Annotated in this window: 22 protein-coding genes; 8 read left to right on the top strand and 14 right to left on the bottom strand. The window is 73.2% G+C overall.

The window, feature by feature from the left end:
* Positions 1 to 60 precede the first annotated feature (60 nt).
* Positions 61 to 699: a suppressor of fused domain protein gene (locus ACFZCD_RS31265; protein ID WP_391836426.1), complete on the bottom strand. Its 639-nt coding sequence runs from the start codon at positions 697 to 699 to the stop codon at positions 61 to 63.
* Positions 700 to 1207: 508 nt separating this feature from the next.
* Here ACFZCD_RS31265 and ACFZCD_RS31260 point away from each other — a divergent pair.
* Positions 1208 to 2314, top strand: a complete 1107-nt coding sequence (locus ACFZCD_RS31260; RefSeq protein ID WP_391836425.1) for a magnesium and cobalt transport protein CorA — start codon at positions 1208 to 1210, stop codon at positions 2312 to 2314.
* A gap of 22 nt (positions 2315 to 2336) precedes the next feature.
* On the opposite strand, the gene ACFZCD_RS31255 is transcribed toward ACFZCD_RS31260, so the two are convergent.
* Entirely contained in the window at positions 2337 to 3248 is a 912-nt protein-coding gene (locus tag ACFZCD_RS31255) for a DMT family transporter (RefSeq protein WP_391836454.1), read from the bottom strand.
* Positions 3249 to 3330: 82 nt separating this feature from the next.
* Between ACFZCD_RS31255 and ACFZCD_RS31250 the strand changes: the two genes are divergently transcribed.
* On the top strand, positions 3331 to 3855 hold the full coding sequence (locus ACFZCD_RS31250; protein WP_391836424.1) for a hypothetical protein: 525 nt from the start codon (positions 3331 to 3333) through the stop codon (positions 3853 to 3855).
* A gap of 74 nt (positions 3856 to 3929) precedes the next feature.
* Here the strand turns inward: ACFZCD_RS31250 and ACFZCD_RS31245 are convergent, their stop codons facing one another.
* Positions 3930 to 4685, bottom strand: coding sequence for a hypothetical protein (locus tag ACFZCD_RS31245; RefSeq protein WP_391836423.1), 756 nt, complete (start codon positions 4683 to 4685; stop codon positions 3930 to 3932).
* A 174-nt stretch (positions 4686 to 4859) separates the two neighbouring features.
* Between ACFZCD_RS31245 and ACFZCD_RS31240 the strand changes: the two genes are divergently transcribed.
* Genes ACFZCD_RS31240 through ACFZCD_RS31230 form a run of 3 tightly spaced genes read left to right on the top strand, consistent with a single transcriptional unit; the run spans position 4860 to position 7951 of the window.
* Positions 4860 to 6158 (top strand): magnesium transporter MgtE N-terminal domain-containing protein, encoded by a 1299-nt coding sequence (locus ACFZCD_RS31240; RefSeq protein WP_391836422.1) that lies wholly within the window; start codon positions 4860 to 4862, stop codon positions 6156 to 6158.
* Positions 6145 to 6750 carry a DUF1003 domain-containing protein gene (locus ACFZCD_RS31235; RefSeq protein ID WP_391836421.1) on the top strand — a complete coding sequence of 202 codons (606 nt, stop codon included), beginning with the start codon at positions 6145 to 6147 and terminating at the stop codon, positions 6748 to 6750. The genes ACFZCD_RS31240 and ACFZCD_RS31235 overlap by 14 nt, the downstream gene beginning before the upstream one ends.
* 43 nt (positions 6751 to 6793) lie before the next feature.
* The gene (locus ACFZCD_RS31230; RefSeq protein ID WP_391836420.1) at positions 6794 to 7951 is read left to right on the top strand and encodes an Mrp/NBP35 family ATP-binding protein; all 1158 of its coding nucleotides are present in this window, start codon (positions 6794 to 6796) and stop codon (positions 7949 to 7951) included.
* Positions 7952 to 7995: 44 nt separating this feature from the next.
* Here the strand turns inward: ACFZCD_RS31230 and ACFZCD_RS31225 are convergent, their stop codons facing one another.
* The 6 genes from ACFZCD_RS31225 to sigE form a co-directional block, all read right to left on the bottom strand.
* A complete protein-coding gene (locus ACFZCD_RS31225) occupies positions 7996 to 8187 on the bottom strand; it encodes a YegP family protein (protein WP_391836419.1) in 192 nt (63 codons plus the stop codon).
* A gap of 120 nt (positions 8188 to 8307) precedes the next feature.
* The gene (locus tag ACFZCD_RS31220) at positions 8308 to 9084 is read right to left on the bottom strand and encodes a hypothetical protein (protein ID WP_391836418.1); all 777 of its coding nucleotides are present in this window, start codon (positions 9082 to 9084) and stop codon (positions 8308 to 8310) included.
* A 118-nt stretch (positions 9085 to 9202) separates the two neighbouring features.
* Positions 9203 to 9658 carry a sec-independent translocase gene (locus ACFZCD_RS31215; RefSeq protein WP_391836417.1) on the bottom strand — a complete coding sequence of 152 codons (456 nt, stop codon included), beginning with the start codon at positions 9656 to 9658 and terminating at the stop codon, positions 9203 to 9205.
* Positions 9659 to 9829: 171 nt separating this feature from the next.
* Entirely contained in the window at positions 9830 to 11734 is a 1905-nt protein-coding gene (locus tag ACFZCD_RS31210) for a trypsin-like peptidase domain-containing protein (RefSeq protein WP_391836416.1), read from the bottom strand.
* A gap of 107 nt (positions 11735 to 11841) precedes the next feature.
* Positions 11842 to 12663, bottom strand: a complete 822-nt coding sequence (locus tag ACFZCD_RS31205; protein ID WP_391836415.1) for an anti-sigma factor family protein — start codon at positions 12661 to 12663, stop codon at positions 11842 to 11844.
* Positions 12660 to 13433 carry an RNA polymerase sigma factor SigE gene (gene sigE / locus ACFZCD_RS31200; RefSeq protein ID WP_391836414.1) on the bottom strand — a complete coding sequence of 258 codons (774 nt, stop codon included), beginning with the start codon at positions 13431 to 13433 and terminating at the stop codon, positions 12660 to 12662. The genes ACFZCD_RS31205 and sigE overlap by 4 nt, the downstream gene beginning before the upstream one ends.
* A 175-nt stretch (positions 13434 to 13608) precedes the next feature.
* On the opposite strand from sigE, the gene ACFZCD_RS31195 reads away from it, so the two are divergent.
* Positions 13609 to 14274 (top strand): O-methyltransferase, encoded by a 666-nt coding sequence (locus tag ACFZCD_RS31195; RefSeq protein WP_391836413.1) that lies wholly within the window; start codon positions 13609 to 13611, stop codon positions 14272 to 14274.
* 152 nt (positions 14275 to 14426) lie between these two features.
* Here the strand turns inward: ACFZCD_RS31195 and ACFZCD_RS31190 are convergent, their stop codons facing one another.
* Positions 14427 to 14594, bottom strand: coding sequence for a DUF3117 domain-containing protein (locus ACFZCD_RS31190; RefSeq protein ID WP_009997451.1), 168 nt, complete (start codon positions 14592 to 14594; stop codon positions 14427 to 14429).
* Between the two features lie 321 nt (positions 14595 to 14915).
* On the opposite strand from ACFZCD_RS31190, the gene ACFZCD_RS31185 reads away from it, so the two are divergent.
* Positions 14916 to 15716, top strand: a complete 801-nt coding sequence (locus ACFZCD_RS31185) for an enoyl-CoA hydratase/isomerase family protein (RefSeq protein ID WP_391836412.1) — start codon at positions 14916 to 14918, stop codon at positions 15714 to 15716.
* Between the two features lie 37 nt (positions 15717 to 15753).
* Here ACFZCD_RS31185 and ACFZCD_RS31180 read toward each other — a convergent pair whose 3' ends face one another.
* A complete protein-coding gene (locus ACFZCD_RS31180; RefSeq protein WP_391836411.1) occupies positions 15754 to 16338 on the bottom strand; it encodes a DNA-3-methyladenine glycosylase I in 585 nt (194 codons plus the stop codon).
* Complete coding sequence (locus ACFZCD_RS31175) at positions 16335 to 16721, bottom strand: DivIVA domain-containing protein (protein WP_391836453.1); 387 nt, start codon at positions 16719 to 16721, stop codon at positions 16335 to 16337. Before ACFZCD_RS31175 ends, ACFZCD_RS31180 begins: the two co-directional genes overlap by 4 nt.
* Positions 16722 to 16819: 98 nt before the next feature.
* Here ACFZCD_RS31175 and folP point away from each other — a divergent pair, with 98 nt between their 5' ends.
* Positions 16820 to 17680, top strand: a complete 861-nt coding sequence (folP, locus tag ACFZCD_RS31170) for a dihydropteroate synthase (protein ID WP_391836410.1) — start codon at positions 16820 to 16822, stop codon at positions 17678 to 17680.
* 73 nt (positions 17681 to 17753) lie between these two features.
* Here folP and ACFZCD_RS31165 read toward each other — a convergent pair whose 3' ends face one another.
* Complete coding sequence (locus tag ACFZCD_RS31165; protein WP_391836409.1) at positions 17754 to 18503, bottom strand: TIGR00730 family Rossman fold protein; 750 nt, start codon at positions 18501 to 18503, stop codon at positions 17754 to 17756.
* 67 nt (positions 18504 to 18570) lie between these two features.
* Entirely contained in the window at positions 18571 to 19650 is a 1080-nt protein-coding gene (gene dapE, locus ACFZCD_RS31160) for a succinyl-diaminopimelate desuccinylase (RefSeq protein WP_391836408.1), read from the bottom strand.
* Between the last annotated feature and the right edge of the window lie 78 nt (positions 19651 to 19728).

The raw sequence follows: 19728 nt of genomic DNA, 5'->3' as shown, positions 1-19728 counted from the left end.
CTCCCAGGCCGCCGCCGCGTCAAGGACGATCACCCGTCCGGACGGCGCGGCACCGGCGGGTCACCCCAGGGGTACCCCGGAGCGCGCCGGGTCACGCAGGTCGGTGCCGTTCCGCAGCCAGCGCTCCTGCAGCGCCTCCGCTCCCTGGACCCGCTTCCAGGCCGCCTCGTTGGGCGTCATCGGCAGCAGGGGGAGGAAACGGACGGGGTCCATGGGCTCGTCCAGCTCCAGGTCCTCGACCAGCCCGCCGGGCTCGGCGACGAGGACGGACGTGAAGGGGGCCCCGGGCCACAGCGGTTCGCCGGTGTCGAGCGAGGCGCCGGGGGCCACGACGAGGCCCTCCACCTGGGGGGAGGCGGCGAGGACGGCGAGCGGGCGCAGCACCTTGTCCGTGTCGGCGCGGCCGGCGCGGACGGAGAGGACCAGCTCGGCGCGGGGGCCGCGGAGGGGGTCCGCTACGACGATTGACAGGGGCGCCGCGAAGCGGCTCGTTGAGGGGTGGTGGTCGGGCGAGGGGCCGGCCGGGTCGGTCATGGGCTGGGCGGACATGCCGAGGGTGGCGTAGCGGACGACGTCCCCGTCATGGAATCGGAGGACCTCGATCCGGTCCGTGCCGAGGAAGGTCACCGCTGCGCGCGCGTCCGGTTCGCCCAGGGCTGTCCGGAGGCGGGCCTCGACCAGTGCGAGAACGTCTGACATGCAGTGAGCATAGAACGAGTATCGAACGGGCAAAGGAGGGTATTGACGCGTCAAGTGGCTGCTAGCCTTGACCTCTGGTCAGGGAGTTACGTTCGTCCCTCAGCGGGGACCGGCCGGAGGAGGTGGGGCTGCGGTGGATCCTAGTCGACCGTGCAGTACCGACAGTTCTCCCGTCCCCTCGCTCCGGACGCACACGCACACCCTGTGATCTGAGATCTTCCGCTCCGGCAGTCCCGCCGACGCTTTCCGGAAGATCTTCGCGCCCGCAGTGCCCGACGGAAGAGCGCCTTCGTCCCGCTTTGTTCCGTGTTCTCCGCGAAGTTCTCTGCTTCGAAGTCCTCAGCTTCTCTGCGAAGTTCTCCGCGAACTGCCGTCAGCCTCCGCACTGCACGAAGCGCCGTCCGATTTGCGGACGTGTCCCCTCTCATGGACACACGCCCACGTTCCGGACCGCGTTGCGCGCGCACTCCGCCCCGGGCTGGCGGCCGGCCCGTGAAGGAGCCCCGCCATGTCGATGATCCGTGACCTGCGCGCCGCCGTACGCCCCGCCCTGCGCCGGGACGCCACCCCGTACAACTACGAAACCACCCGGGACCCCTCGGTGAGCAGCGCGGTCGTCGACTGCGCCGTCTACCGCGACGGCAAGCGGCTCAGCGATCACGTCAGCCCCGCCGAGGCGATGCGCCGGGTGCGGGCCGGCGGCGGCTTCGCGTGGATCGGGCTGCACGAGCCGACGGAGCGTGAGTTCTCGGGCATCGCCGCCGAGTTCGGGCTGCACCCGCTCGCCGTCGAGGACGCCGTCCACGCCCACCAGCGCCCCAAGCTGGAACGGTACGACGACACCCTCTTCACCGTCTTCAAGACCATCCACTACGTCGAGCACACCGAGCTCACCGCCACCAGCGAGGTCGTCGAGACCGGCGAGGTGATGTGCTTCACCGGGCCGGACTTCATCATCACCGTGCGGCACGGCGGCCAGGGCTCGCTGCGCGCGCTGCGCCACCGCCTCCAGGACGACCCGGAGCTGCTGTCCAAGGGCCCGTCCGCGGTGCTGCACGCCATCGCCGACCAGGTCGTCGACGGCTACATCGCCGTCGCCGACGCCGTCCAGGACGACATCGACGAGGTGGAGATCGACGTCTTCTCGCCCGCCGGCAAGGGCGCCTCGCGCGGCGGCGACGCGGGCCGGATCTACCAGCTCAAGCGCGAGGTGCTGGAGTTCAAGCGGGCCGTCGCCCCGCTGCTGCGGCCGATGCAGCAGCTCAGCGAGCGGCCGATGCGGCTGGTCGACCCGGACATCCAGAAGTACTTCCGGGACGTGGCCGACCACCTCGCCCGCGTCCACGAGCAGGTCCTGTCCTTCGACGACCTGCTCAACTCGATCCTCCAGGCCAACCTCGCGCAGGCGTCCGTCGCACAGAACGAGGACATGCGGAAGATCACCTCGTGGGCGGCGATCTTCGCCGTGCCGACGATGATCGCCGGGATCTACGGCATGAACTTCAAGTACATGCCGGAGCTGGGGTGGAAGTACGGCTACCCCACGGTGATGGTGGTGACGGTCGTGATCTGTGTCGCCATCCACCGCGGCTTCAAGCGGAACGGCTGGCTCTAGCCCTTCCCCTGCCGGCCTCTCTTCAGCTCTTCTTCCCGAGACGGTCGGCCATGATGACGAGGCCCAGGCCGGCCACGATCACCGCCAGCGCCGGGTAGGAGGCGACCGGCGGGGTCTGCCCCAGCCACAGGGCCGCGATCAGCGCGGCGCCCGGGGTCTCCAGGAGGATCGCCGTCGAGGTGACGGACGGGCCGAGGCCCTTGACCACGCGGTTGATCAGCGAGTGCCCGAGGAGCTGCGCGGTCACCGTCAGCAGGGCCAGCTTCAGCCACGTGCCGCCGCTGTAGCCCGCGAGGGGCGCGCCGGAGAGCAGGCACACGGCCAGCAGCAGGACGGCCGTCGTGCCGTAGCAGACATAGCTGTACGTGACCGTGCCCGTCGTGCGGCGCACCTCCGCGCCCAGCAGGACGTAGCCGGCGGCCGCCATGCCGCCCGCGAGGGCGAGCGCGTCACCGGCGAGGGCCCGGGACGACAGGGAGAGGTCGACGCCGGTCAGGATCACCACGCCCAGGAACGCGAGGGCGGTGCCCGCCCACACCAGCGCGGGCGGGCGGTGGCCACGCAGCCGCATCAGGAGCGTCGTCCAGATCGGCGTCGTGGTGACCAGGGCGGTGGACGACGCGACCGACGTCATGTGCAGGCTCGGCAGCCACACCCCGAAGTGCACCGCCAGCAGCGCGCCCGCGGCGACGGCCAGCAGCAGGTTGCGGCGGCCGAGGGTGAAGAGCTCGGCGCGGTGCCGGGTGAGGGCGAGGGGGGTGAGGGCGCCCACGGCCATGGCGTTGCGCCAGAAGGCGATGGCCAGGGCCGGGGCGGTCGTCGCCGCGATCAGCGGTGCCGACAGGGAGATGCCGGAGATGGCGATCGCCAGCAGCAGGAGGTCCGCACGGACGGTGGAGCGGGGGCGGGGGACGGCCTCGCCGGGCTTGGGCAGGGCTTCATGGCGCGTACGTGCGGTGGTCACCCGTCCAGAGTAGATCTCCTGGTCACCGGGCCCGGCGCTTAAGGTAGGCGGCATGACACAGACGCAGGCGCTGCTCGGCCAGGCGCTCATCGAGGAGGCCACGAAGAAGTCCGGCCTCATCTGGGTACAGGGCCCGGAGGGGCCCGCCCGTGCGCTGTGGCACGTGTGGCACGAGGGTGCGGTCCACGTCGTGGGCGGGCCCGGCGAGCAGCCGCTGGACGGGCTGGGGCTCGCCGACGGCGGCAGTGCGACCGTGACCGTCCGCAGCAAGGACAAGGGCGGGCGGCTGGTGTCCTGGGCCGCACGCGTCGCGGAGCTGCCCGCGGGGGGCGAGGCCTGGGAGGCGGCGGTCGCCGAGCTCAAGGCCAAGCGGCTGAACGCGCCCGACGCGGAGCGGATCGCCGAGCGCTGGGCGAAGGACTGCCGCGTCCTGCGGCTGGAGCCCTCGGGCGCGACGGCGCCGCTGCCGGACACGGCCCTGACCGCGCGCCCGCTCCCGTCCCCGGCCACGACCCGCCGCCCCATGCCGGCGGCCCTCCCGAAGCTCCTGCGCCGGGGCCGCCGAGGCACGCGCTAGCCGGCGACGGGACGTCACGGCCCCTTTGCGGCAGCGTCAGCCGGAATCACGCCCGGCCCACCGGACCCGCGCGCCTACTTCGACGGCCCCGGCAGCGACGCGCCCTCCCCGGAGGGGATCCGCTTGCCGTAGTCGACGACGTCCGGCTTCGCCGGAGCCGTCAGCGCGAAGTCCTTGCCCCACTCCGACAGTTCCAGCTGCCCCGCGCCGCCCGCGCGCTGGACGCGCAAGGGGTACGGCGTCCCCGTCAGCGAGACGTCGAGCGTCCCGCCCGAGCCGCCCGCGCCGTTGACCCGGATGGTCCGGTCGCCCCCGACCGTGCCGTGCTCGCCCCGGGCGAGCTTGCCGTGCAGGGCGATCAGGCCGTCGAGCAGCACGTCCTTGTCGGTGAAGCCCTTGAGCTGCTGGTAGGCCGGGTCCGCGGTCGGCACCTTGACGTACTTCTTCTCCAGCTTGCCCGCGGCCGCGGCCCCGTCCCCCTTGTCGCCGCGCGACCAGAACGCCGCGGGCGCCTTCAGGTAGAGCTCGTCGCCGACCCGCAGCAGCTCGAACGTGCTGGCGTCGGAGGCGACCCGCCCCGTCCCGCCGTCCCGCTTGAGCCGCATGTCGAGCTTGTACGTGCGCCCCTGGCTGACGACGCTGCCGGACAGGTGGACGGAGGAGGCGTCCCGCGCCGCGCCCCGCGCCTTGTCCTGGATCTTCGCGGCTTCGAGCTTGCCGACGCCGTTGGTCCCGGCGTCGGGGTCCTCCGCCGTGCCGCCGCACGCGGTGAGCGCCAGGGACAGGCCGGCGCACAGCACTCCCGCGAGAGCAGCCTTCCGGGTACGCACGTCGCTCCCGCCTCCTGTTCAGCCGGGGAAGTAAGCCGGGGGAAGTAGGGGGCAGCGTACCCGGGCCGCCCCCAGGCGGAAGCCGGCAGTCCGGACGGCCGTCTCTCCCGCGCCGGGGAGAAGCCGGTCACGTTAGCCTGAACCGGACACCGGACCACGGAGGAGGTGCACAGCATGGCGGCAGGCGCCCACCGGGTCTTCGTCTCGCACCTCTCGGGCGTGGCGGTCTTCGATCCCAACGGCGACCAGGTCGGCCGCGTCCAGGACGTCGTCGCGATGCTCCGCGTCGGCGGCCGCCCGCCCCGCGTCCTCGGCCTCGTCGTGGAGGTCGTCAGCCGCCGCCGGATCTTCCTGCCCATGACCCGGGTGACGGGCGTCGAGTCCGGCCAGGTGATCACCACCGGTGTGATCAACATGCGCCGCTTCGAACAGCGCCCCACCGAGACCCTCGTCCTCGGCGAGCTCCTGGACCGGCGCGTGCGTCTGGTCGACGGGGGCGAGGAGGTGGCCGTGCTGGACGTGGCGATCATCCAGCTGCCGGCCCGCCGCGAGTGGGAGATCGACAAGGTCTTCGTGCGCCGCGGCAAGGGCGGGGCGCTGCGCCGCAAGGGCGAGGCCCTCACCGTGGAGTGGTCGGCGGTCACGGGCTTCTCCCTGGAGGAGCACGGCCAGGGCGCGGCCAGCCTCCTGGCCACCTTCGAGCGGCTGCGCCCCGCCGACCTGGCCAACGTGCTGCACCACCTCTCCCCCAAGCGCCGCGGCGAGGTCGCGGCCGCGCTGGACGACGACCGGCTCGCGGACGTTCTGGAGGAGCTCCCGGAGGACGACCAGATCGAGATCCTCGGCAAGCTCAAGGAGGAGCGCGCCGCGGACGTCCTGGAGGCCATGGACCCGGACGACGCCGCCGACCTGCTCTCCGAGCTCCCGGAGGACGACAAGGAGCGCCTGCTGACCCTCATGCAGCCGGGAGAGGCCGCGGACGTGCGCCGCCTCCTGGCCTACGAGGAGCGGACGGCGGGCGGCCTGATGACCACCGAGCCGATCGTGCTGCGCCCGGACGCGACCGTCGCCGACGCCCTCGCCCGTGTGCGCAACCGCGACCTCTCCCCCGCACTGGCCGCACAGGTGTACGTGTGCCGGCCGCCGGACGAGACCCCCACCGGCAAGTACTTGGGCACGGTCCACTTCCAGCGGCTGCTGCGCGACCCGCCCTTCACCCTCGTCGGCTCGATCGTGGACACCGACCTGCGGCCCCTCCCGCCGGACACCCCGCTGCCGGCCGTCACGAGCTACCTCGCGACGTACAACATGGTCGCCGCGCCCGTGGTCGACGAGAGCGGCTCCCTGCTGGGCGCGGTCACCGTCGACGACGTCCTGGACCACCTGCTGCCCGACGACTGGCGCGAGACCGAGCTGCACCACGGCGCACCGGGCATGACCGGACTCCCGGAGGCCGCCGATGGCCGGCGGTGACCGCGGGCGCGAGCACGCGCCCGGTTCGCGCGGCGACCGGACCGAGCGCGTCCGGGCGCAGTCGGAGGCCGTGCACCCGCACCCCCACCCGCGCCCGCGCGTCCGGCTGGACCTGCCGCGGGTCAGGCGGCGCGGCTGGCTGCCGGAGTACGACCCGGAGGCGTTCGGGCGGACGTCGGAGCGGATCGCGCGCTTCCTGGGGACGGGGCGGTTCATCGTCTGGATGACGGTCGTCATCGTGCTGTGGGTGGTGTGGAACACCACGGTCCCCGGGCACCTGCGGTTCGACAACTACCCCTTCATCTTCCTGACCCTGATGCTGTCCCTGCAGGCCTCCTACGCGGCGCCGCTGATCCTCCTCGCGCAGAACCGGCAGGACGACCGGGACCGGGTCAACCTGGAGCAGGACCGCAAGCAGAACGAGCGGTCGATCGCGGACACGGAGTACCTGACCCGGGAGATCGCCTCGCTGCGGATGGGCCTCGGCGAGGTCGCCACCCGCGACTGGATCCGCTCCGAGTTCCAGGAGCTGGTCAAGGAACTGGAACAGCGGCGGATATTCCCCGCGGAGAGTGAGGAACGCGACCGCTGACGGCCCTTTCCGGAGGCCCCCTCGCGCGCCGTACCATCTCCGTATGGCTACCGATACGAACGGAACGTCTCCGAGCGAGGACGCGATCCGCGGCGCGCTCGCGACGGTGAACGACCCCGAGATCCAGCGACCCATCACCGAGCTGGGGATGGTCAAATCGGTGGAGATCGCGGCCGGTGGTTCGGTTGCGGTAGCGATCTACCTGACGGTCTCCGGCTGCCCCATGCGGGAGACGATCATCACCCGTGTGACGGACGCCGTCGCGCGCGTCGAGGGCGTCACGGACGTGACGGTCGAGCTCGACGTGATGAGCGACGAGCAGCGCCGCGAGCTCGCCGCCTCCCTGCGCGGCGGCACGGCCGAGCGCGAGGTGCCCTTCGCCAAGCCGGGCTCGCTCACCCGGGTGTACGCGGTGGCGTCCGGCAAGGGCGGCGTCGGCAAGTCGTCGGTCACGGTCAACCTGGCGGCGGCGATGGCGGCCGACGGCCTGAAGGTCGGCGTCGTCGACGCGGACATCTACGGCCACTCCGTCCCGCGCATGCTCGGCGCGGACGGCCGCCCCACCCAGGTCGAGAACATGATCATGCCGCCGTCGGCGAACGGCGTGAAGGTCATCTCGATCGGCATGTTCACCCCGGGCAACACCCCGGTGGTCTGGCGCGGCCCGATGCTGCACCGCGCACTCCAGCAGTTCCTCGCGGACGTCTACTGGGGCGACCTGGACGTCCTCCTGCTCGACCTGCCGCCGGGCACCGGTGACATCGCGATCTCGGTCGCGCAGCTCGTGCCGAACGCCGAGATCCTCGTCGTGACGACGCCTCAGCAGGCGGCCGCCGAGGTCGCCGAGCGCGCCGGCTCGATCGCCGTGCAGACGCACCAGAAGATCGTCGGTGTCGTGGAGAACATGTCCGGGCTGCCCTGCCCGCACTGCGACGAGATGGTCGACGTGTTCGGCACGGGCGGCGGACAGCTGGTCGCCGAAGGCCTGACCCGCACGACGGGCACGAACGTGCCGGTGCTGGGCTCGATCCCCATCGACGTCCGCCTGCGCGAGGGCGGCGACGAGGGCAAGCCGGTGGTCCTGACGGACCCCGAGTCCCCGGCGGGTGCGGCCCTGCGCGCCATCGCCGGCAAGCTCGGCGGCCGGCAGCGCGGCCTGTCCGGCATGTCGCTGGGCATCACCCCGCGCAACAAGTTCTGACGGTGCCGGCGGGTCCGCTCACGGGCCCGCCGGCAGCACGCCGGCTACTTCTCCTGGTGTCCCAGGTCCTTCACCGGCGCCCCGGCCGCGTTCTGCTTCACGGACTCGATGCCCTTCTCGCAGGCCGATCTGCTGTTGTACGCCTCGCCGACCGCGATGACCTCGCCGTTACCGGACTTCAGCCGGTAGCGGTAGTGGCCGCTCTTGTCCTCGTACATCTCGAACTTGCCCGCCATGACGCGTCACCTCTCCGAGTGCTGCCCCCTGCCGGAAATTCAAGCCCGGCGGGGCGGCGCGCGCAGCCCGGGTGGGCCCGTCGGGTGACCCGGCGGCGCCCCGGCGTGATCCGGCCCTGGTCAGCCCCGGTAGTCCGTGATGTCCTTGATCACCGAGAAGCCCATGCCGTACGCGCTCATGCCCCGCCCGTACGCCCCGATGTGGACCCCGGTGCAAGCACCGGCTCCACCGGAGCGGCTGTCGCCGCGCTCGTCCCCTGCGGAGCCCGCGAGCACCCAGCCGTACTCCGACTCGCGGTAGCGGAAGTCCGTCGGCACGCCGTCCACCGGCAGCGACAGCGTCGACCACGCGGAGTCCTCCAGGTGGTCGGCGAGCTCCCAGGCGAGGGCCGTCTGCTGGTCGAGCCAGTCCTGCCGCAGCGCGCGCTCCATCTGCGCGGGCCACGTGCACGACAGCAGCCCGGAGCCGGCCAGCCAGGCCGCCGAGGAGACCGAGGTGGCCTCCAGGACGCCCGTGCCGTCGGCGCTGCGGCGGCCGGGGCGGCTCGCCACCGTCACCACGACCGCGAAGCGCTGCTTGGCGGCGTGGGGGTCGGCCCGCTCGATGCGCAGCGTGGGCTCCTCGCCGTGCCCCGTCGAGCCGTGCTCCACGGTCCCGTCGGCGGCGGAGCCGACCTGCATCAGCCAGCGCGGCCCGGTGTAGGCCTCGTCCAGGCCGTACCAGGGGAACGCGGCCAGCAGATAGCCGTCGACCGGCCGGCGGCCGGCGGGCGTGCCCTGTGCGCCGGCCGCGCCCTGCGCGTCCTGTGCGCCTTGTGCGTCCTGCGCGGCGGCGTCCGGGGCGGACGCGTCGGCCGTTCCGGCCCCTTGAGCCCCAACCCGACTCGTCGTCTCCATCTGCGCGGCGCCTCCTTGTTGCCCGATGTCCTGGGCGAGCCCGCCCCCCTCGGACGACTTCACCCCAAACACAGGGAGGATAGCCACCCCCGTCAATGGCGCACGGGATGCGCGGAACTCAGGTGGCGTCGGAGTCGAACGGAGGACGCTCTCCGGGGCCGGGCTCGTCTCGCTTCTTGAGCAGGTCCGGACGGGCGGGCGAGCCGCCGTCCGCCGGGGCGGCGGCGGGGCCGGAGGCGGCCGTGTCGCCCGTACGGCCGTGAACGGCGTCGGCGACGTCGTTCATCTCCGTCTTGAGGTCGAAGCCGTTCCGGATCTCCTTCAGGCCGAGCTCGTCCTTGTCCAGCACGTGCTTGCGGACGAAGGTCTTCGGGTTGAGGTCCTCGAACTCGAAGTCCTTGAACTCGGGGCCCAGCTCGGAACGGATGTCCTCCTTGGCGCTCTCGGAGAACTGCCGGATCTTGCGCAGCGTGCGCGACACGTCCTGGATCATCTTCGGCAGCTTGTCCGGTCCGAAGATGAGCACAGCGAGCACCACGAGCGCGACCAGCTCGAGGGGTCCTATGTCGAGCACGTTGAAGCTCCTTGATGCGTCAATGGCCGACGGTCCAGGCCACCTATCACGGTACCTGGCCCGAAGAGGCCTGAGGGATACGCCCGGGACAACATCAGGCCAAAGGAGATGCCGGCGCAGGTGCCGGGGCCCGGGCGGGGCCGGATCCCGCCACGGCCGGCGGGGCCGGGATCAGCGTGCGCTCGCGGAACCGAGGGTCAGTCCGACCGACCGCTCCGAGCCGTCGCGCTCCACGGTGAGGGTGAGCCGGTCGCCCGGCCGGTGACTGCGGATCTTGACGATGAGCTCCTGGCCGCTGTGCACGGCCACTCCGTCGACCTTTTTGATCACGTCGCGCGGCTGGAGGCCGGCCTTGTCGCCCGGGCCGCCGGGGGTGACGGCCGGGTTGTCGCCGCTCTTCGTGTTCACGCGGGCGCCGTCACCCGAGTACTCCATGTCCAGGGTGACGCCGATGACGGGGTGGGTGGCCTTTCCGGTGTTGATCAGCTCCTCGGCGACGCGCTTGGCCTGGTTGATCGGTATGGCGAAGCCCAGGCCGATGCTGCCGCCCTGGCCGCCGCCGAGCTCGCTGCTGTCGCCCGCGGAGCGGATCGCGCTGTTGATGCCGATGACCCGGGCCTCCGAGTCCACCAGCGGGCCGCCCGAGTTGCCCGGGTTGATCGGGGCGTCGGTCTGCAGGGCGTCGACGTAGCTGACGTCGCTGCCGTCACCCTTCTGGCCGCCGGCGGTGATCGGGCGCTCCTTGGCGCTGATGATCCCCGTGGTGACCGTGCCCGCGAGGTCGTAGGGGGCGCCGATGGCGATCACCGAGTCACCGACGCGCACGGAGTCGGAGTTGCCGAGGGCGAGCGGGGTCAGCCCGGACACGCCCGACACCTTGATCACTGCGAGGTCGTAGCTGCTGTCCCGGCCGACGACGGTGGCCTTCGCGGTCTGGCCGCTGCTGAACGTCACCGATATGTCGCCCGCGGACCCGGCGGGCTCCACGACGTGGTTGTTGGTGAGGATCCGGCCCTCCTTGTCGAGGACGAAGCCGGTGCCGGTGCCCTGGTCGCTGCCGCCGCGGACGTGGATCGTCACCACGCCGGGCAGGGTGCGGGCCGCGATGCCGGCGATGCTGCCCGGCGCGCGGGCCGAGCGGTCGGCCCCGGCCTGGGGCAGCTCCACATGGCGCCCGATGACGCCGTCCCGCTCCAGGTACGCGCCGACTCCGCCGCCGATGCCGCCGGCGACGAGCGCCACGAGCAGGGCCCCGGCGACCAGCCGCCCGCGGCGCGCCGGCTCCTGGCCGGCCTCCCCGGGCCCGGCCGCCCGGGGCGCACCCCAGGGGTCGTACCGCCAGGGCCCGGCGGGGGCCGGCGCGGGGTGCGCGCCGTGCGGGTACGGCGGGGGCGTCATGGCCGCGGGGGGCACGGGGGTGCCGTGGGGCGGGGTTACGGGAGGGGCGGGGGTGCCGTGCGGCGGCGTCATGCCCGGGGCCGGGTAGGGAGCGCCCTGGGCGGGGGCCGCGGGCGGCAGCACCGTGCCCTGCGGCGGCGTGACCGGCCGCTGCACCGGCGGCGCGGGCGCCCACGGCCCGGGCTGCCCGTACGGCGGCGTGCCGTAGGGGTCGGGGGCATGCAGCGGCGCGGCGGCGGATCCGGGCGCCTGCGGGGAGGACTCCTGCCCGGGCGCTTCGACCGCTGCGGGGGCGGACTCGGCCGGTACGGGCGCCTGCGCCACGGACTCGTACCCGTACGCGGGCAGCGAGCGCGTCTCGGCCTCCGCGGGGACGGAGTCAACAGGCGCGGGCGCCTGCACGTCAGGCTCCTGCCCGGGCAGCGGACGCGCTGCAGCCTCTGCGGGAGCGGACTCGGCCCGTACGGGCGCCTGCGCGGCGGATTCCTGCCCGTACGCCGGCAGCGGACGCGTCTCCGCCTCTGCCGGCCGGCCGGGCTCCGGTGTGTCCGGGGCGGGCGAGGACGGGCCCGCGTCCAGGAACTGCGGGCCCTCGTGCTCCTCCGCGGCAGCCGGAGGGCGCGGGCGGCTCCACCACTGCGGCGCGGACGCGGAGGTCCGCGTCTTCCCGTCGTCCATCTTCTCCCCACCGTTCGCCTGAGGGCGCACGGCATCGCCGAAAGGATGCGCGGCCCACTGGAATTCAACCAGGTCTCCGCGGGCCTGCGCAGGGGGCCCGGCGGGGGTCAGCGCCGGGCGGTGTCCACCGGCGGCGCGCCCGGTGCCGGGTGGCCCGTGCGTATCAGCGGGGGCAGCAGGGGCGCGGCGGACGGGCGCAGCAGGGAAACGTCCCGCACGGGCACGGCGGCCGAGGTGCCGCTGCCCCCCGAGCCGCCCTGGGAGGCGGACCGGGCGAGGCGCCGGCGCTCGTCACGGACGGCGCCCGGCGAGGACGTCAGCGGGGTGCTCGCCGTGCGCGGGTTCTCGGCGCTCGGGCCCTGGGGGGCCACGACCGAGGCCAGCGGCGACGCGCCGCCGAGGGCGAACGCGGCGAGCGAGACGGCTCCGGCGGCCGCGAAGGCGATCCGCCGCCCCCGTATGCCGCTGCGGGGCGGCTCGGGCATCTCGTGGATCCGGAAGCCGCTCTCGCGCGGGCGGGCGCCGGACCGGACGCCGCCCGGCAGCAGCCCGAGGGGCGCCAGGGCGTCGGCCCCGGCCCCGAGGGTGGCTTTCCCCTGCCCGCGGTGGCCCTCACGGCCCTCGCGGCCCTCCGGGCGCTCCCGGTCGGCCCGGTCGTCGCCGCCGGCCCCGAGGGGGCCGTGGGGATCACCGCCGGCCAGGCCCTGAAGCCGGGCCAGGAAGTCTTCGGAGAGCGGGGGGAGCTCCGCCTCCGCGAACACGCTCTTGAGCCGGCGCTGAGCGTCGGCTTCCGCTTTGCACTTCCAACAGGTGGCCAGGTGCGCGAGCACCCGCTCCCGAGAATCGTGTCCCAACTCCCCGTCGACCAGGGCCGCGAGGCGGTCGCCGAGATGCTGCTCGGCGGGGGACTGACCGCCTGAACCGGTCACGCGATCCCGACCTCCCCACTGATGGGAACGCCGGGGGCCACGCCCGCCACGGCACGCTGCTCGGCCCGGGCGGCGGGCGAGCGGTGCTGGAGCGCCTTGCGCAGGTGGGAGCGGCCGCGGTGGATACGGCTGCGGACCGTGCCGAGCTTCACGCCGAGCGTCGCGGCGATCTCCTCGTACGAGAGGCCTTCGATGTCGCACAGCACGACCGCGGCGCGGAACTCCGGGGCGAGCGTGTCCAGCGCCTGCTGGACGTCCGCGTCGAAGTGCGTGTCGTTGAAGTGCTGCTGGGGGGAGGGCTCGCGGCTGGGGAGCCGCTCCGCGGCGTCCTCGCCGAGCGCGTCGAAGCGGATGCGCTGGCGTCGGCGGACCATGTCCAGGAAGAGGTTGGTGGTGATGCGGTGCAGCCACCCCTCGAACGTGCCGGGGGTGTACGTGGACAGCGACCGGAAGACCCGGACGAAGACCTCCTGGGTGAGGTCCTCGGCGTCGTGCTGGTTGCCGGTGAGGCGGTAGGCCAGGCGGTAGACCCGGGCACTGTGCGTGCTGACGATCTCCTCCCAGGTGGGAGGCGTCCACGCCTGCGAGTCCGCATCGGTGGCGAAGGTCGCGGTCTGTGCGGAGCCGGTGCGAGAACGGTCAGCAGTCTTGGTCACGGATTTCGGCTCGCCGGCGGACCTGCGAAAGCGCCTCAGCACTCCCCGACGGTCGTCGGCCGCAGCCGCACCTCCCCTGTCGGCTCTGGTGGTGTCCAGTAGAGCCCCTACCATATCCATCCCGCCCGTTAGCTCCGGATAAGGAATTTTGACCTGCATTTGGTCTTGGTCCCCCCGCCCTTCCCGGCATCCCCTCCGACCGCCCGCCGGCCGCCTTCCCGAACGGCCTCCTCCCCGTCAACGCCCGGTCCCATCTGCGGGTTCCCGTGGTCAGCGGATACAGTCACGGTTGCGTCGACTACGGGGACAGGAGAGGGCCATTACCGGCAACCGGCAGACGAGCTGGGCGTTCGCCGATGCGTTCGTCGCCGAGGACGAGGCGCTGCGCTGGGCCCGGGACCGGGCCGTGGAGGCAGGCCTGCGCTCGGTGTCGTCCGGCACCGGCGCGGCGCTGCGCCTGCTCGCCGCGGCGGTGGACGCCAAGGCGGTGGCCGAGATCGGCACGGGCACCGGCGTCTCCGGCATCCACCTCCTGCACGGCATGCGGCCCGACGGCGTGCTCACCACGGTGGACGCCGACCCCGAGTGCCAGCAGTTCGCCCGGCAGGCGTTCCGCGCCGCGGGCTTCGCGGGCAACCGCGCGCGCTTCATCCCCGGCCGCGCCCTGGAGGTGCTGCCGCGCCTCGCCGACGGCGGATACGACCTGGTGTTCTGCGACGGCGACCGGCTGGAGTGCCTGGACTACCTAGCCGAATCGTTGCGCCTGCTGCGCCCGGGCGGCCTCGTCTGCTTCGAGGGCGTCTTCGCCGACGGCCGGACGGTGGACTCCGCCGCCCAGCCCGCCGAGGTGCAGCGGCTGCGCGAGCTGCTGCGCGCCGTGCGGGAGTCCCAGGTGCTGGTGCCGTCGCTGCTGCCGGTGGGCGACGGTCTGCTGTGCGCGGCGCGCCGCGGCTGAGCCCGCAGGGCGGGGCGGCCGCGCTCCCGGACGCGCCGCCGCCGGACGCACCACCCGCCCCGGAGACACCGCACCCCGGACACACCACTGCCCCGGCAGCCGGTTCTCACCGGCTGCCGGGGCAGCGTAAGAATGGTGGTTCGGCGTGTGTGTCAGCCGACAACCTTCTTCAGGGCGTCTCCGAGGGCCTCGGCCTCATCCGGGGTCAGCTCGACGACGAGCCGACCGCCGCCTTCGAGCGGAACCCGCATGACGATGCCCCGCCCCTCCTTGGTCACCTCGAGCGGGCCATCGCCCGTCCGCGGCTTCATGGCCGCCATGCTCGTTCCCCTTCCTGAAACCAGCTCATCGTCAGCCGACGGCCCCACGACAGGCCCGCGTCACCGGCATCGAACACATTGCTTCCAGGCCATTATCTCGCATCGCGTGACCCAATGAACAACATCGGTCCGTATCCCTTCGGCAACGCGATCACGCAAAACCACTCAATTCGGCGATCGGACTGCGATACTGCGCCACCCCGGCCGCGATTCCATGGCCGGATTCTTTGACGCAGGTCACATATCGGCGGCCGGTGATCTCCGGCATGCTGGCCCCGGAACGCTGCCCGCGGGGCTTGCGACGAGGGAGGGAACGCACCCATGGCCGACTCCGTGCTGTACGAGGTGACGGACGGACTCGCGACGATCACGCTGAACCGTCCCGATGCGATGAACGCGCTGAACACCGACACCAAGGTCGCCCTGCGCGACGCCCTGCAGCGGGCCGGCGCCGACACGGCCGTCCGGGCCGTGCTGCTCACCGGCACCGGGCGCGCCTTCTGCGTCGGACAGGACCTCAAGGAACACGTCGAATCGCTCGCGGCCGACCGCGAGAACGGCACGGCGCGCACGATGACGACGGTCAAGGAGCACTACAACCCCATCGTCACGGCCATCGCCGGCATGCCGAAACCGGTCGTGGCGGGGGTGAACGGGGTCGCGGCCGGCGCCGGCGCGGGGTTCGCCTTCGCGGCGGACTACCGGGTGGTGGCCGACACCGCCGCCTTCAACACTTCTTTCGCGGGCGTCGCCCTGACCGCCGACTCCGGCGTCTCCTGGACGCTGCCGCGTCTCGTCGGCCACAGCCGCGCCTCGGACCTGCTGCTCTTCCCGCGCAACGTGCCGGCCCAGGAGGCGTACGAGCTGGGCATCGCCAACCGGGTCGTCCCGGCGGCGGAGCTGGCCGCGGAGGCCTCGGCCGTCGCCCGGCGGCTCGCGGAAGGGCCGACCGCGGCCTACGCGGCGATCAAGGAGTCCCTCGCCTACGGCGCGGGGCGGCCCCTCGCCGATGCCCTGGCCAAGGAGGACGAGCTGCAGTGCCGGGCGGGGGCCTCCGAGGACCACGGGATCGCCGTGGACGCGTTCCTGAAGAAGGAGAAGCCGGGGTTCGTCGGCCGCTGAGGCTCCTGCCCCCCAGCCGGTACAGGCAAGGGCGCGGTCAGCGCGCGTGACAGTCCGCCAGGTGGTCGTTGACCAGCCCGCACGCCTGTATCAGCGCGTACGCCGTAGTCGGCCCGATGAAGCGGAATCCGCGCTTCTTGAGGTCCTTGGCCAGGGCCACCGACTCCGGTGTCGTCGCCGGGACGTCCGCAGCCGTGCGCGGCGCGGCTGCGGCCCGCTCAGGGGCGTAGGACCAGATGAGGGCGTCCAGCTCGCCGGGCGCCCACTCGGCCGCCACCCGCGCGTTGGCGATCGCGGCCGTGATCTTCGCGCGGTTGCGGATGATGCCGGGGTCGGCGAGCAGCCGCTCGACGTCGGAGTCGGTGAAGGCGGCCACCTTGGCGATGGAGAAGCCGTCGAAGGCGGCCCGGAAGCCCTCGCGGCGGCGCAGGATCGTCAGCCAGGACAGCCCGGACTGGAACGCCTCCAGGCACATCCGTTCGTAGAGGGCGTCGTCGCCGTGCACGGGGCGGCCCCACTCCGTGTCGTGGTAGACGCGGTAGTCCGCCGCGGACGCGGCTTCCAGGCCGCCCCACGGGCAGCGCCGCAGGCCGTCCCACTCGCTGATCACCGTGCCGCTCATGCCTTCTTCTCCCCCTCTTCGTCGCCGTCGCCCTTCCCCGTCCTGCCCGCGGCCGGTGTGCCGCCGCCGCTCATGGCCGCGGCCTGTGCCCCGGCGAGCGCCGCCTCCAGCTCGGCGATGCGGGCGTCGCGCTCGGCGAGCTCGGCGCCGAGGCGGTCCAGGGCCTCGTCCGTCTCGTCCATGCGGTAGCCGCGCAGGGCGACCGGCAGGCGCAGCGTGTCGACGTCCGCGCGGGCCATGGGGCGGTCCGCGGGGAGGGGCCAGACGGTCCGGTCGGCGGCGGCCTCGGGCAGCGCGGCGCCGCTGCCGCCGCCCGCGACGAAGAGCGCGACCGCGGCGACCACCACGACCAGCGCGATGAGCAGGAACCAGAACACGAGCATCTCCCCGGGAACACGGACTGCGATTCCGTCCACCCCGATCGTGCCATGCCGCACTGACGGTTAAGGTCGCTGGCGGAGCACCGAGAGGGAGTAGGGACATGCTGCGGCTGGGACGACGCGAGTTCGATGCGCACGAGCCGGTGATCATGGCGATCGTCAACCGGACGCCGGACTCCTTCTACGACCAGGGGGCGACGTTCGCCGACGAGCCGGCCCTGGCCAGGGTGGAACAGGCCGTCGCGGAGGGCGCCGCCATCGTCGACATCGGCGGGGTGAAGGCCGGTCCGGGCGAGGAGGTGACCGCCGAGGAGGAGGCGCGGCGCACGGTCGGCTTCGTGGCCGAGGTCCGCAGGCGCCACCCCGACGTGGTGATCAGCGTCGACACCTGGCGGCACGACGTGGGCGAGGCCGTGTGCGAGGCCGGCGCCGACGTGCTCAACGACGCGTGGGGCGGTGTGGACCCCAAGCTGGCCGAGGTTGCGGCCCGTTACGGCGTGGGCCTCGTGTGCACGCACGCGGGCGGCGTGGAGCCGCGCACGCGCCCGCACCGGGTGGAGTACGAGGACGTGATGGCGGACGTCCTGCGGGTCACGCTGGGGCTGGCCGAGCGCGCGGTGGCGCTGGGCGTCCGGCGCGACGCCGTCATGATCGACCCGGGGCACGACTTCGGGAAGAACACCCGGCACTCGCTGGAGGCGACCCGGCGGCTCGGCGAGATGACGGAGACGGGCTGGCCGGTGCTCGTGTCGCTGTCGAACAAGGACTTCGTCGGCGAGACGCTGGACAAGCCGGTGAAGGAGCGCGTGCTGGGCACGCTCGCGACGACGGCCGTCTCGGCGTGGCTGGGCGCGCAGGTGTACCGCGTGCACGAGGTGGCGGAGACGAAGCAGGTGCTGGACATGGTGGCGTCCATCGCGGGCCACCGGGCACCTGCGGTGGCCCGGCGGGGACTGGCCTGAGGCGCGTCGCGGGCCACCGCGTTCCCGCGGTGGCCCGGCGAGGGTCCGCCCCCGGCGGGGCGTGCGGCGCTCCTTACGCCCCTGCTTCCTTCGTCACCAGCCGCACCGCTTCCTCCACGTCGTCCGTGACGTGGAAGAGATGCAGGTCGTGCGGGCCGGCCTTGCCCTCGGCGATGAGCGTGTCCCGGAACCAGTCGACCAGGCCGCGCCAGTAGGCGGAGCCGAAGAGCACGATCGGGAAGCGCGTGACCTTCTTGGTCTGGACGAGGGTGAGGGCCTCGAACAGCTCGTCCAGGGTGCCGAGTCCGCCCGGCAGCACGACGAATCCGCTCGCGTACTTCACGAACATCGTCTTCCGCACGAAGAAGTAGCGGAAGTCGACGCCCAGGTTGACGTACGGGTTGAGCCCCTGCTCGAAGGGCAGTTCGATGCCGAGGCCGACGGAGACGCCGCCGGCCTCCGTCGCCCCCTTGTTGGCGGCCTCCATCGCGCCGGGCCCGCCGCCCGTGATGACCGCGAAGCCCGACTCGACGAGGCCGCGCCCGATGGCGACCCCCGCCTCGTACTCCGGCGAGGTCCGCGGCGTCCGGGCGGAGCCGAAGACGCTGATGGCGGGCGGCAGTTCGGCGAGGGCCCCGAAGCCCTCGACGAACTCGGACTGGATGCGCAGCACGCGGAAGGGGTCCTCGTGGACCCAGTCCGCGGCCCCTCTCGTGTCCAGCAGGTGCTGGTCCGTGGTGCCCGCCTGCATCTGGCCGTACCGGCGTACCACCGGCCCCCGGCGCTGCTCCCGCTGCGCGCGCGATCCTTCGGGATGTGCCATGCCGTGCTCCCTCCGCTGCAGATCGTTGCTGTTCAGCGTAGGCCCACGGACGCGGCAGCCCGGAAGGTCAGCCGGCCAGCCAGGCGCGCAGCCGCTCCTCGCAGTCGTTGATCAGCGAGGCCCGGACGCGCTCGTCCCGCTTGTGCGCGAGGCTCGGGTCGCCGGGGCCGTAGTTGACGGCCGGGACGCCGAGCGCGCTGAAGCGGGAGACGTCGGTCCACCCGAACTTGGGCTTGGGCGTGCCCCCGACGGCCTCGATGAACGCGGCGGCGGCGGGGTGGGACAGCCCGGGCAGCGCGCCCGGCGACTCGTCGTCCACGACGAGCTCGGCGACGCCGCAGTCCGCGAAGACCTCGCGGACGTGCGCCAGGGCCTCCGCGGGGGTGCGGTCGGGCGCGTAGCGGAAGTTGACGGTGACGGTGCAGGCGTCGGGGATGACGTTGCCGGCGACGCCGCCCTCGATGCGCACGGCGTTGAGGCCCTCGCGGTACTCCAGGCCGTCGATGACCGGGCGCCGCGGTTCGTAGGCCGCGAGCCGGGCCAGGATGGGCGCGGCGGCGTGGATGGCGTTGCTGCCCATCCAGCCGCGGGCGGAGTGGGCGCGCTCGCCCGCGGTGTGCAGGTGCACCCGGAGGGTGCCCTGGCAGCCGCCCTCGACCTGGGCGTCGGAGGGCTCCAGGAGGACGGCGAAGTCGGCCGCGAGCCAGTCGGGGTGGGCGTCCGCGATGCGGCCGAGGCCGTTGAGGTGCGAGGCGACCTCCTCGTTGTCGTAGAAGACGAGGGTCAGGTCGCGGTTGGGGTCCGGCACGGTCGCGGCGATGCGCAGCTGGACGGCGACGCCGGACTTCATGTCGCTGGTGCCGCAGCCCCACAGGAAGCCGTCCTCGTCCAGCCGGGAGGGGACGTTGCCGGCGATGGGGACGGTGTCGATGTGACCGGCGAGCACGACGCGCTCGGAGCGGCCCAGGTTCGTCCGGGCCACGACATTGTTGCCGTAGCGGTCGACCGTGAGGTGCGGCAGGGCGCGCAGGGCGTCTTCGACGGCGTCGGCCAGCGGCTTCTCGCTGCCGCTGACGGACGGGAAGTCGACGAGCCGGGCGGTGAGGGCTGCGGCGTCGAGGGACAGGTCGAGTGCGGCGTCATCCATGCGTGCGACTCTAGCCCGGCCGGTGCGGGCGCGGCCGGGCCGGAGGGTGGGGCCCGGGCGCTTCCCGCACTCTCCAGT

The sequence above is a fragment of the Streptomyces sp. NPDC008001 genome, from assembly GCF_042958085.1.
Lineage (GTDB): Bacteria > Actinomycetota > Actinomycetes > Streptomycetales > Streptomycetaceae > Streptomyces.
This window is presented reverse-complemented; position numbering and strand designations above follow the sequence as displayed.